Genomic DNA, 12,493 nt, shown 5'->3' on the forward strand with positions numbered 1-12,493 from the left:
GCCCCGTTCAGCCCCGGTCGAATCGATTCGGTAACATGTGCGGATGGATACCGCGCTCACCCGTCGGCAGCTGGTCGCCTGGCGCACCGCGATCTTCACGATCTTCCTCATCATGGGAGTCGGCTTCGCGTCGTGGGCGTCGCGACTGCCGGCGGTGAAGAACGACCTGGGCATCAACGACCTCCAGGTCGGTGTCCTGCTGTTCGTCTCGGGCGTCACGTCGATCGTGGGCCTCTCGCTGGCCAACGTGATCGTGGCGCGCTGGGGGGCGCGGCGCGGGATGTTCGCGACGATCATCACGTTCGCGCTCGGCGTCGTGGTGGCAGGCGTCGGCGTGGAGTTCGTGCAGTCGTACGTCGTCGCCGCCATCGGTCTCGGGCTCATGGGCCTCGGAATGAGCGCCACCGACGTCATGATGAACGTCGAGGCGGCCGCGGTGGAGCAGGCATTCGAGCGCACGCTCATGCCGCTGTTCCACGCCTTCTTCAGCCTCGGCACCGTCGCGGGTGCCGGGCTCGGCGTGGCGATGGCCGCCCTGGGGATCGGCGTGGGCTGGCACCTCGGCGCCGCCGGACTTCTCGTCGCCGTTGCGGGACTGCTGTCGCTCGGCGCCGTCCCCGTGCGCGAGAGCACGCACGACGACCCCGCGACGAGCGTCACGCGCCGCGAGCGCTTCGCCGAGATCGCGGCGGTCTGGCGCGACCCGCGAACCTACGCGATCGGCGCGATCATGCTCGGCATGGCGTTCGCCGAGGGCAGCGCCAACGACTGGCTCACGATCGCGATGGTCGACGGCCACGACCAGACCGAGGCGGTCGGCGCGATCGCGCTGACGGTGTTCTCGGTCGCGATGACGACGTTCCGCATCCTCGGCGGCCCGCTCGTCGACCGGATCGGCCGCGTGTGGTCGCTGCGCATCCTGTCGATCGCGGCGGGCGTGGGCCTGGTCATGTTCATCCTCGCGCCGAACCTGCCGATCGCCTTCGTCGGCATCGCGCTGTGGGGCGCGGGCGCATCGCTCGGCTTCCCCCTCGGCATGTCCGCGGCGGCGGACGACCCGAAGAAGGCGGCGGCATCGGTCTCGGCCGCCGCGACCATCGGGTACCTGGCGTTCCTGTGCGGCCCGCCGATCCTCGGCTGGATCAGCCACGAGATCGGCATCCTGCCCACCCTGTGGATCATCGTCGCCCTCATCGCGATGTCGGGGCTCGCCTCCGGCGCCGCGAAGCCGATCGCCGGCTCGAAGGTCGGCGCAGGCCACGCCCACCACTGAGGCGGCGCCGACGCCGGGAGCCGGGTCGGCTCAGATCAGAGCCGGTCGGCCACGGTCGCGGCGACGGTGAGCCACGCGTCGCGGGTCTCGGGCGACAGCGCGTCGAAGTCGATCGGGCCGCCGTCGACGAGCGACGGATCGAACGGAGCGTTCACGACCGCCGACGTCACCTGCTCGAAGTGCTGCGACAGGCGGGACTCGAGCTTGCGGTCGGGGCGGGAGGACGGGGCCGTGAGCACGGTGACCGCCTCGTCGATCTTCCTGCCGAAGCCCTTCTCGCGCAGGCCGTCCAGCAGCCACGCGGCGCTGGCCGCGGTGTCTTCGCGCACGGTCGACACGATCACGAGCTGGTCCGCGGCGGCGACGGCCGCGACCCAGTTCGAGGCACGCATGTTGTTGCCGGTGTCGACGATCATCAGGCGGTAGTAGCGGCGCAGGAGGGCGTGGAGCCGGTCGAACGCCGCCGCGTCGATCGTCGAGGATGCCGCGGCATCCTCGTCCGAGGCGAGCACGTCGAAGCGGGCGTCGACCTGCGTGCGGACGTAGTGGTCGAGCGCCGCGAGGCTGGACCCGCGGAAGTTCGAGGCCTCGTCGAGGTCCTCGAGCAGGTCGACGGCGGTGCGGTGGTGCGGCGCGTGCTGCGCGCGCCAGCCGAGCGTGCCGCGGGTCTCGTTGTTGTCCCACGCGAGCGTCGCTCCGCCACGCAGCGTGCCGAAGGTGGCGGCCAGCAGCAGGGTGCTCGTCGTCTTGTGTGCGCCGCCCTTGGGGTTGAGCACGACGATCGTGCGGGGGGCGTCGAGTCGGCGCTGCACCCGCTTCTCGCGGTCGAGGCGCGAACGCTCGACACGGCCCGGCGCCGGCGAGATCAGGCCGCCGGTCGCGCGCCGCACGGCGCCCTGCCAGCCCGTGGTCGCCCGGGGGCGGCCTCCGCCGCCGCGCGAGTCGAGCAGATCCTGCACGGTCGGCCGCGCGATGTCCTCCGCGACCGGCGCGAGCGTCGGCACGGCGGGAACCGGCGTGGGGGCCGTGACCGGAAGGGCCGACACCGGGGCGGGAGCGGGCACCGGCGCCGGCGCCGGCTCCACGGCCGCTTCCTCGAGCGCCTCGTCGTACGTGCCGTCCGGGTGGACCACCAGCGGCCAGCGCGACGAGCCCTCGACGAGGGTCGCGTGCGCCGGTTCGCCGGCGGATGCGGCGAGCTGACGGATCTCCTCGACCACGCGGTCGCGCAGCGCAAGGCTGTCGGGGGCGACGACCTCTGCCACGTCGCTGCCGACGTGGAGCTCGGCGACGGTGCTGGACAGGATGTGGACGGTCGCGTCGGGCAGACGTGAGTTCATCGGTTCTTCTCCGGACGAAAGGGGTGGCGTGGGGGGCCGGGGTCTCAGGGCCGCGCGGCGAGGCGCAGGCAACGAGGGCAAAGGCTATCCGACGAGCCTGCGGGCAAGCTGACGCAGGCGGCTAGGCTCGTCGGGTGCGTCTTGTCATCGCCCGCTGCTCCGTCGACTACACCGGGCGGCTCAACGCCCACCTTCCCCTCGCCACGCGCCTGCTGGTGCACAAGGGCGACGGGTCGCTGCTGGTGCACTCCGACGGCGGCTCGTACAAGCCGCTCAACTGGATGAGCCCGCCGTGCCGGCTCGACGTCGAGGTGCCCGATGAGGAGTCGGCGTCCGCCGGCGTGCTCGAGCACTGGCGCGTGACGCACGCGAAGACCGGCGACGCGCTGCTCGTGCGCATCTACGAAGTGATCCACGACTCGTCGCACGAGCTCGGCATCGACCCGGGCCTGCAGAAGGACGGCGTCGAGGCCGACCTGCAGCGCCTCCTCGCCGAGCAGGTCGACGTCATCGGCGAGAACCTGACGCTGGTTCGCCGCGAGTTCCCGACCGCGATCGGCCCGGTCGACCTCCTGCTGCGCGACCCCGAAGGCGGCACGATCGCCGTCGAGGTCAAGCGCCGCGGCGACATCGACGGCGTCGAGCAGCTCACGCGCTACCTCGAACTGCTCGGCCGCGACCCGCACCTCGCCCCGGTCACCGGCGTCTTCGCCGCCCAGGAGATCAAACCCCAGGCCAAGGTGCTGGCCGCGGACCGCGGCATCCGTTGCGTCACCCTCGACTACGAGGGCATGAAGGGCATCGAGTCGGGCGCCCCGCGCCTGTTCTGAACCCTCCGCGCGGCCTCCCTGTTTGCGGCGGGGTCTTGTGTCGTGTCGTGGGGACGGTACATACTGTCGCGAGGACAGTACTTACCCGAACGGATGCTGCAGCAATGACGCTCGACGACTTCCGGCGTGAGATCGCCGAACCCGCCATCGAATACCGCCCCGAGCTGCGCTGGTGGCTCGCCGAGGGCCTGCACAGCGACGCGACGCTCAGACGCGAGATCGACGACGCGCATCGCCTCGGCTTCGGCGGCATGGAGTTCCTCGCCATGGACGAGGGCGCGATCGACCACGCGCGCTACGGCTGGGGCTCCGAGGAGTGGGTGCACGATTCGCAGGTCGTGGTCGAGGAGACCACCCGCCGCGGCATGTCGGTGAGCTTCACGTCGGGCACCAACTGGTCCAACGCCAACCTCCCGACGATCACGCCCGACGACCGCGCTGCTGCGCAGGAGCTCGACGTGGCGTCCGAGACGCTCGCCCCGGGTGAGCGCCGCTCCGGCCCGCTCCTCCGGATCGACCTCGCGGCACCCGCCGCTGCTCGCCACCTTCCCGGTGGGCGCGGCACGATCCGCGACCAGCACCTCGTCGCCGTCGTCGCGGCCAGGGTCGTCGACGCCGACGCGGGGGTGCTGGATGCCTCGTCGCTCACCGAGCTGACGGCATCCGTCACCGACGACACCCTGGAGTGGACGGCGCCGGACGGCGACGGCGACTGGCGTGTCTTCTTCTACTGGCTGCACGGGACCGGTCAGACCGCGGAGCCCTCGGCATCCGTCAACTACACCGTCAACTACATCGACCGCGACGGCGTCGACGCCGTGATCGCCTACTGGGACGAGGTCGTGCTCACCCCCGAGCTGCGCGCGCAGATCGCGCAGAACCCCCGTGCGCAGATGTACATGGACTCGCTCGAGCTGTCGACGTTCGGCGCCGGCGGGCTCTTCTGGGGCCACACGGTCGTCGACGAGTTCCGCGCCCGCCGCGGCTACGACGTGGTGCCGTGGCTGCCCTTCCTCACGCGCGACGTGCCGTTCATGGCTGTCTCGACGCTCTACCACCACCAGCCCGCCGACGACGCCGACCGCATCACGGTCGACAAGGTGCGCCACGACCTCGTGGTCACGTTCACCGACCTGTACATCGAGAACATGCTGCGGCCGTTCGCGGAGTTCCTGCACGGCGTCGGCATGACCCTGCGCGCCGAGATCAGCTACGGGCTGCCGTTCGAGCTGACCCGCCCCGGCCCGGAGGTCGACGGCATCGAGACGGAGTCGCTGGAGTTCGGCGCGCAGATCGATGCCTACCGGCTGCTCGCCGGCCCCGCGCACCTGTTCGGCAAGCAGTACTCGTCCGAGACCGGCGCGACCACCCGCAACCACATGCTCGACCACCGCTTCTACGACCAGATCATCGCGACGCAGCTGGCCGCCGGCATCACCAAGACCGTGCTGCACGGGTGGGCCAGCCCTGCCGGCGCCGAGGGCGTGACCGAGTGGCCGGGCCACGAGGGCATGTGGCCGATGTTCTCCGAGCGCTTCGACACGCGCCAGCCGGGCTCCGAGTTCTACCCCCTCTGGACCGCCGCCATCGGCCGGCTGCAGTATGCGCTCCGACGCGGCCGCCCGCGGATCGACGTCGGCATCCTCCGCACCGACCACTTCACCGACAACCTCGTCGGGCTCTCGCTGACCGGCGACGGCGGCGAGCGCATCCCCGACGAGGTCGCCTACGGCACCATGTGGATGCGCGACCGCGACAACTTCTGGTGGCAGGACCTCGGCATGCAGGACGCCGGCATCACCTACGAATTCTTCGACGGGTCCCTGCTGCTGCGCGACGACGTCCTGTTCGACGGCGACGAGGTGCAGCCTTCCGGCCCCGGCTACCGCGCGCTCGTCGTGTACCAGGAGACCCTCGACCCCGACGTCGCCGCGCACCTGCTCGCGTGGGCGCAGCGGGGCCTGCGACTCGTGGTCGTCGACGGCGCCCGCGAGGTGCAGTCGCTGATGGAGGGGCGCCACACCACGCACGAGACCGCGGCGGCGCGCACCCCCGGTCTCGACGGACGCGACGACGAGCTCGCCGCCATCATGGCGGAGCTGCGAGGGATGCCGGGGGTCCGCGTCGCCGCGCCCTCCGGCGTCGTGACCGCCCTCGACGAGCTCGGCGCCGGCGGCCGTGCGCGCTTCGAGTCCGACGATCCGCACGTGCTGACGCACCTGCGGGAGGACGACGGCCTCGCGGTCCTGTACGCGTACCACTTCCTCTACGAGACGACCGAGCCCACCACGGTGCGCATCTGCCTGGAGGGCACCGGTGCGGTGCACCGCCTCGACGCCTGGACCGGCGAGCTGCGTCCGCACCGCGGCGCGCAGCGCGATGACGACCGGACCGTGGTCGCGCTCACGCTCGCGCCCGGCGAGGTCGCGATCGTGGTGCTGGACAAGACGACGGATGCTGCGGACTCGCCCACCCCGGCCGTCACCGAGGTCGCCCGGGCCGAGGCGTGGCGCCTCGTCGTCGAGAGCTGGGACGCCGGCGAGCCCGAAGTGCTCGAGGAGGACCGCGGCCTCGGCTACGTCTCTCGCGAGGTGCGCCCGACGACCGCCGTGACGCGGCTCGACGCCGGCACCATCGAGCTCGCACCGTGGTCGGAGATCTCGGGCGTCGGCGCCGAGGTCTCCGGCGTCGGCGAGTACACCGCCGTCCTCTCGGTCGCCGAGGTCGCGGACGGCGCGCGATACCTCCTCGATCTCGGCTCGACCGGCGGCGGGCTCGGGTCTGTGCGTGTCGGCGACGGTCCCGAGCGCGGGTTCGACACCGCGCACCCGGTCGTCGACGTCAGCGGCAGCATCCGTCCCGGTGACAATGCGATCACCGTCCGCGTCTCGAGTTCGCTGAACAACCGGCTCCGCGCCCGTGGATACTATGAGCGCATCCCCGACATCGGCGCGCAGCTGACCGGCGAGGAGCACATGCAGCACGCGGTCCTGCGCGAGTACGGACTTCTCGGCCCGGTCCGACTGCTGCGCGAGGAGTGACGACCGGGACCGAGCGAGAGGAACGAGCAGGCGATGGCCAGAGGTGACGTCGACACCGACGCCTCTGCAGACCTGAGCCCGGTCATCGCGCCCGACCCGCTCGACCTCCGGCTGTCGCTCGCCTCTATCGTGCACTGGGCCGACAGCACCGGCGTGCGCCGCGACGTCATGGCGCGGGTCGCGTTCCCGGTGGACGACATGGGCATGTTCCTCGTCGTCAACCAGTTGTCGTACAACGGCGCGATGCGGCCCGTCGATCTGTCGCTGGCGCTCGGGCAGACCGCGACGAACATGAGCAAGATCGTCGGCCGCCTCGTGAGCGCGGGCCTCGTGGTGCGCGTTGCGGCGCCCGATGACGACCGCGGTGTGCTCGTCGCGCTCACCGACGAAGGCCGCCGCATCGGCGAGCGCATCATGTCGACGGCCGAGTCGAACATGAGCACGGTGCTCGCCGACTGGTCCCCGGCCGAGATCGAGGATCTGCGGCGCATGATGGCGCGCCTCGCCCGCGTGCACCGCTCCGTCTCGGAGCGCAGGGCCGCCTCCGCATAGGCTGGTCCCTATGCCGAGCCGATCGCCGTGGACCTGTGTGCTGTGGGACGTCGACGGAACGATCGTCGACGCGTCCGACGGCATCCTCCGTCGCCTCACGATCGCCCTCGAGCATTTCGGCAAGCGCCCGCCGACCCGCGCCGAGCTCGTGCACTGGATCGGCCCGCCGATGTACCAGTCGTTCCAGGTGAACGTCGGCATGACGCCCGAGCAGTCGGCCGAGGCCGTCGCCTTCTACCGCACGCTCGGCAAGGCGGACGGGTACACGACGGGCGCCAAGCTCTTCCCCGGAGTGGGTGAGCTGATCACGGATGTCGCGGCCTGCGGCATCCCGCAGGCCACCGCGAGCTCGAAGCCCGAGGTGCAGGTCGTCGCCCTCATGGACCACTTCGACCTGTCGACCTCGCTCACCGCGATCGTCGGCGCGACGCCGGACGAGAAGACGCTCAGCGCGAAGTCCGACATCGTCGCCGAAGCGCTGCGGCGCCTCGCGGCCGCGGGCGTCGACACGAGCCGTCCGGTGCTCGTGGGCGACCGGCACCACGACGTCGAGGGCGGCGCGGCGCAGGGCGTGCCGGTGATCTTCGTCCGGTGGGGCTTCAGCTGGCCGCACGAGTCCGAGGGCGCGCAGGCGGTCGTCGACGACGTCGACCAGCTCCGCGCCCTGCTGCTGTTCGGCGAGCACCCCGACGAGACTGCGGCCGCGACCGCCGGCGTCGCCGATGCCTGAGCTCGCCGCCGCGATCCTGGGGTGGCTCGTGCCGGCCCTGGTCGTGTTCGGCGTGACGGCCATCGCCGTCGCCGCCATCGTGTGGGCGGTACGCCGCGCGCGTCGCTCCCCGCGAGCCCGCGCCGCCGCCGAGCAGGCGAGAGCGAAGGCGGGCGCGACGCTCGTGAAGCTCGACGACGAGGTCGGCGAGCTCGACCTCGAGGTCGGCCTCTCGGGCGCCCTCTACGGCGGGGACGCCCCCGCCTCGCTGCGGCGGGCACGCCTCACGGCGCAGCACGTGCGTGACGACGCCTTCGAGGAGTACCGCGCGATCAGCGACCCGGCCGTCGGCCCGCACGAGGTGCGCCGCGTCTCCGCGCGGATCGAGCGCCGCACGGGCGAGGCACTCGCGACGGTCGCCGCCGCCCGCCACGAGCACGGCGCGTGGGTCACCGCGAACGTGTCGGCGGCCGGGCAGATCGACGCCGCCCGCCGCCGTCTCGCCGGACTGCGCGCGTCGATGGGCGATCCGGCCGCGCTCGTCGCCGAGCTGTCGTCGCGCTTCGCCGAGGAGGAATGGCGGGATGCCTCGCGCTCGGCGCACGCCGCACTGTCCGAGGTGACCGCCGCCGAACGTCACCTCGACGCCGCCGCGACCCGTGCGGGCGACCCGTCGCTGAGCGCCCTCCCCGATCTCGCCGCCGCCGAACGGGCGCTCCGCCAGGCGGAGGCGGACGCCCGCAACCTCGAGGAGACCCACCGCCTCGTGCTGCAGGCGGCGCAGGCCGTGCCCGACGAGATCGCGTCGGCGCGCACGGCGCTGCGCCAGGCCTCCGTCACGCGCGAGCACCTCGACGCCGCCGACGCCGCACGGCTGGGCGCGGAGCTGCACGCCATCGACGGCGAGCTGAACCGCATCGAGACGGATGCTGCCCGCCACCCCACCCGCACGGTCGACGCCATCGCGCGCCTGCGCAGCCGGCTCGACCTCGCCCTCGGCGACGCCCGCACCTCGCAGCAGCGACTGCGCGGCGCGCGCACCGCCCTTCCGGGCACCCTCGCCGCCGCGCGCGGCGCACTGGCACAGGCCGAGGCATCCGTGTCCCGTTCGCGTGCCGGGGCCGACGCGCGCTCGCGGCTGCTGTCGGCCCAGAGCGAGCTCGCCCAGGCGCGCCAGGCGCAGGACCCGGTCGCCGCGCTCGACGCCGCCCGCCGTGCGATGCGCGACGCCGAGGACGCGAAGGCCCTCGCCGAATTCGCCCGCCAGACCGGCCCGCTCGGATAAGCGACAGCGGGAAGACCCCCGCTATCGTGAAGCCCATGAGCGACGGGGCGACTCAGAGACCGAACCGCGTGCTGGCCGGGGTGGGGCGGATTCCGGCGACGCTGACGATGATCGGTCTGGTCCTGGCGGCGGGTGTCATCTGGCAGGGGTTGTGGCGGCCGTTCGAGGATTCGGACCTGTTCGATGTCGTCGCCTACGGGCTTCCGGCTCTGGAGGCCGGGCGGTGGTGGACGCCGGTGACGGGGACGTTCTTCGTGAACCAGCCGTGGGTCTATGTGTTCACGATCACGGGATTCGTGGGCATGGCGTACCTCGAGTGGCGTCGCGGCTGGCGCGCGGCGCTGGGCTATCTGTGGGTGGGGCAGTTGTTCGCGGTCTTCGCGGCCGCGCTGCTGCTGTGGGTGCTCTCGCTGCTGCCGTGGGTGTGGGCGCAGGCTGAGGCGGCGGCGCTGGATGTCGGCCCGTCCGGCGGGACGATGGCGTGCATCGCGGCGGCGGTCGGGCTGCTGCGTCCGCCCTGGCGGGTGCGGGGCTGGCTGGTGCTGCTCGGCTTCGTGTTCATCGCGATGCTGTTCTGGGGTGCGCTGGCCGATCTCGAGCACCTGCTCGCCGTGCTCCTGGTGCTGTTCGTGGATCGCTCGCTCCGCGTCCAGCGCACCACGGTGCGTGAGCAGCGGCTGATCGCCTTCATCGCGGTGCTGGTGCTGGGCGCGGTGGAGATCATCACGATCCTCGTGCCCACCGACGGCCCGTTCGGGCCGACCGAGCCGGCGTCGGGCGGTTTCGTCGACCTCGCGATCGACGTGGTCGTGATCCTGGTGGTCGCCAACGGGCTGCGCCGCGGGCGCCGGTGGACCTGGGTCGTCGCGATCATCCTCGCCGTGCTCAACATCCTGTTCGCGATGCTCATCGTCGCGGCGTTCATCATCGCTTCGCAGGCGCAGGTCGAGGCGACGATCGACGGTGAGACCGAGCTGGCCCTCGCGGGCGGCGTGATGTGGCTGCTCATGCTCGTGTACCTGATCTGGGTGCGTCGCGCGTTCCGCGCCCGCCGCAAGTCCCGCATCGGTCATCAGCCCGCACCGGTCGTCGACGACGTGAAACGGATGCTGCACACCCACGGCGGCGGCACCCTGTCGTGGATGACGACCTGGGAGGGCAACAGCTACGCCCGCACCACCGACAGCATCGTCGCCTACCAGCGCCGCAACGGTGTCGCCCTCGCCCTCGCGGACCCGATCGGACCCGCGGCGTCGCGCACGGCAGCCGTCGAGGAGTTCATCCACGACGCCGAACGGGCGGGACTGATCCCGTGCTTCTTCAGCGCCGACGAGGCCACCCGCGCCGCCGTGCCCGCGACCTGGCGCAGCCTGGTCGTCGCCGACGACACCATCGTCGACCTTCCCGGCCTGGAGTTCACCGGCAAACGGTGGAACTCGGTGCGCTCGTCGCTGAACCGCGCCGGACGCGAGGAGATGACGTTCCGGATGACCCACCTCAAGGACGAGTCGTGGGGCGTGCAGCAGCAGCTGCGGGCGATCTCGGAGATGTGGGTGGGTGAGAAGGGGCTGCCCGAGATGGGGTTCACGCTCGGCACCCTCGTCGAGGCGGAAGACCCCGAGGTGCGCCTCGCCCTCGCGCTCGCCCCGAACGGCGACGTCGACGGGTTCCTGTCCTGGCTGCCGGTCTACGGTCCCGGGGAAGACGGCGCGCAGAAGGTCGCCCGGGGCTGGACGCTCGACCTGATGCGCCGCCGTGACGGCGGCTTCGGCCCCGTCATGGAGTACCTGATCGGCTCGTCCGCGCGGCTGTTCTCCGACGAGGGCGCCGAGATCATGTCACTGTCGGGAGCGCCGCTCGCCCACGACTACCCCTCGGACGCCGGAATGATCGCGGCGCTCAGCGACAAGCTCGCCGACGCGCTCGAACCGGTCTACGGGTTCCAGTCGCTGCACCGCTTCAAGGAGAAATTCCACCCACGGTACGAGACCATGTACCTGCTGTTCCGCGACGAAAGCGACCTCACCCGCATCGGCGGAGCACTCACCCGAGCGTTCCTCCCCGACGCGACCCTGCGTCAGTTCGCCGGGGCAGGACTCGAACTCGTCCGCGGCGACCGCGACTGAGGCCCCACGGCCGGCGCAGGCGCGCGCGACGAAGCCGCGGCACCCACCCATGGGATACCGCGGCTTCGACCGCGTGAAACGATCGGTCCGCCGCTCAGAGCGGGCGGATGTTCTCGGCCTGGAGGCCCTTGGGTCCCTGCGCGATCTCGAACTCGACGCGCTGGTTCTCCTCGAGGGAGCGGTACCCGCTCGACTCGATTGCGCTGTAGTGCGCGAAGACGTCTGCGCCACCCTCATCGGGAGCGATGAAGCCGAATCCCTTTTCCGAGTTGAACCACTTGACGGTGCCCTGCGTGCTCATTACTTGCCGTTCTTCGTTGATCTCGTCGCGATTGCGGCGATTGCATCCAACGTAGTGAACAGGCGGGCGCGCGGCGAGACCCAGTTGCGAAGGTGACACAAATGTTGCAGAGCGCCCGTTGACGAGACAGGGACCATCGTCCGCCCGGGCTGAGCTTGGCTCGAAAGCCCGGGCGTCGACGGATCCCCCCGGATAGGCCACGTCGTAACGTGGACAGGGACCATCGTACCGATATATCAGTGCAAGAGCGAGGCCGGTTTCCTCAGCGTTTCCGCATGTTCCGGTGGGGTCCCACGGCCCGCTCAACGGCCTCCTCAAGGCGCGCTCAAGCGGGTCTATGCACGTGAATCCTCCGGCGTACACTGGTGCCACTCATGAGTGCCCCCTTCGTCCCGCTCGAGCCGAGCCGCGCCGTCCTCGGAGACGAGGTGTACGCGCGCCTGGGCGAGGCGATCCTCGACGGGCGGCTCGCCCCCGGCGCGCGGCTGCGCGACCAGGAGCTGGCGGAATGGCTCGGCGTCTCCCGCACTCCCGTGCGCGAGGCCCTGCAGCGACTGGAGCGGGCCGGCCTGGTGGAGGTGTCGCCCCACCGCTACACGCGGGTGTCGCACCCCAACCAGCAGAGCGACACGGTCGAGCTCGTCGCCTTCAACATGGGTCTCGCGGTGCGCATGGCGTCGCGGCGGGCGGATTCCGACGCGCTGGAGCTCGCGCTGGAGCGGCTCGACGACGTGATCGCGGCGTCTCGCGCCGACGACCCCGACGCTCTCGCCGCGGCCAGCCACGCGTTCTTCTCCGTCGTCACCCGCGCGAGCGGCAACTTCGCGCTCCTGCAGTTCGTCCGCGAGTACGAGTTCGCCATCCGGCGCGACATGGTGGGCTGGCGGCCGTTCATCGAATGCCCCATCGGCCGCACCGCCGCCTACGAGGAGTTCCGCGGCGCGTTCGCCTCCCGCGAGGCCGACCGCGCCGAATCCCTGCTCCGCAGCATCCACGGCCTGAACTGACACCCGCCCTTCCTCGGTGACGGATGCCG

Annotated in this window: 10 protein-coding genes; 8 read left to right on the forward strand and 2 right to left on the reverse strand. The window is 71.6% G+C overall.

Annotated features, from left to right (window positions below; all coding sequences use genetic code 11):
* Positions 1-43 precede the first annotated feature (43 nt).
* Complete coding sequence (locus ASF40_RS01595) at positions 44-1,273, forward strand: MFS transporter (protein WP_056365477.1); 1,230 nt, start codon at positions 44-46, stop codon at positions 1,271-1,273.
* Positions 1,274-1,308: 35 nt separating this feature from the next.
* Here ASF40_RS01595 and ASF40_RS01600 read toward each other — a convergent pair whose 3' ends face one another.
* Complete coding sequence (locus tag ASF40_RS01600) at positions 1,309-2,613, reverse strand: MinD/ParA family ATP-binding protein (protein ID WP_056365481.1); 1,305 nt, start codon at positions 2,611-2,613, stop codon at positions 1,309-1,311.
* Positions 2,614-2,747: 134 nt separating this feature from the next.
* Between ASF40_RS01600 and nucS the strand changes: the two genes are divergently transcribed.
* From nucS to ASF40_RS01630, 6 genes are all read left to right on the forward strand, one after another.
* Complete coding sequence (gene nucS / locus ASF40_RS01605; RefSeq protein WP_045302045.1) at positions 2,748-3,443, forward strand: endonuclease NucS; 696 nt, start codon at positions 2,748-2,750, stop codon at positions 3,441-3,443.
* Positions 3,444-3,547: 104 nt separating this feature from the next.
* Entirely contained in the window at positions 3,548-6,484 is a 2,937-nt protein-coding gene (locus tag ASF40_RS01610; RefSeq protein ID WP_056365484.1) for a glycosyl hydrolase, read from the forward strand.
* A gap of 33 nt (positions 6,485-6,517) precedes the next feature.
* Positions 6,518-7,036, forward strand: a complete 519-nt coding sequence (locus tag ASF40_RS01615) for a MarR family winged helix-turn-helix transcriptional regulator (protein WP_056365487.1) — start codon at positions 6,518-6,520, stop codon at positions 7,034-7,036.
* A 10-nt stretch (positions 7,037-7,046) separates the two neighbouring features.
* The gene (locus ASF40_RS01620; protein ID WP_056365489.1) at positions 7,047-7,766 is read left to right on the forward strand and encodes an HAD hydrolase-like protein; all 720 of its coding nucleotides are present in this window, start codon (positions 7,047-7,049) and stop codon (positions 7,764-7,766) included.
* Positions 7,759-9,030 carry a hypothetical protein gene (locus ASF40_RS01625; RefSeq protein ID WP_056365492.1) on the forward strand — a complete coding sequence of 424 codons (1,272 nt, stop codon included), beginning with the start codon at positions 7,759-7,761 and terminating at the stop codon, positions 9,028-9,030. Before ASF40_RS01620 ends, ASF40_RS01625 begins: the two co-directional genes overlap by 8 nt.
* Positions 9,031-9,065: 35 nt before the next feature.
* Complete coding sequence (locus ASF40_RS01630) at positions 9,066-11,156, forward strand: bifunctional lysylphosphatidylglycerol flippase/synthetase MprF (protein ID WP_056365496.1); 2,091 nt, start codon at positions 9,066-9,068, stop codon at positions 11,154-11,156.
* A 94-nt stretch (positions 11,157-11,250) separates the two neighbouring features.
* On the opposite strand, the gene ASF40_RS01635 is transcribed toward ASF40_RS01630, so the two are convergent.
* Positions 11,251-11,457, reverse strand: a complete 207-nt coding sequence (locus ASF40_RS01635) for a cold-shock protein (RefSeq protein ID WP_045302013.1) — start codon at positions 11,455-11,457, stop codon at positions 11,251-11,253.
* 374 nt (positions 11,458-11,831) lie between these two features.
* On the opposite strand from ASF40_RS01635, the gene ASF40_RS01640 reads away from it, so the two are divergent.
* Positions 11,832-12,464 carry a GntR family transcriptional regulator gene (locus ASF40_RS01640; RefSeq protein ID WP_056365501.1) on the forward strand — a complete coding sequence of 211 codons (633 nt, stop codon included), beginning with the start codon at positions 11,832-11,834 and terminating at the stop codon, positions 12,462-12,464.
* Positions 12,465-12,493: the final 29 nt, after the last annotated feature.

Source organism: Microbacterium sp. Leaf288 (assembly GCF_001422925.1).
In the GTDB taxonomy this organism is placed as follows: Bacteria; Actinomycetota; Actinomycetes; order Actinomycetales; family Microbacteriaceae; genus Microbacterium.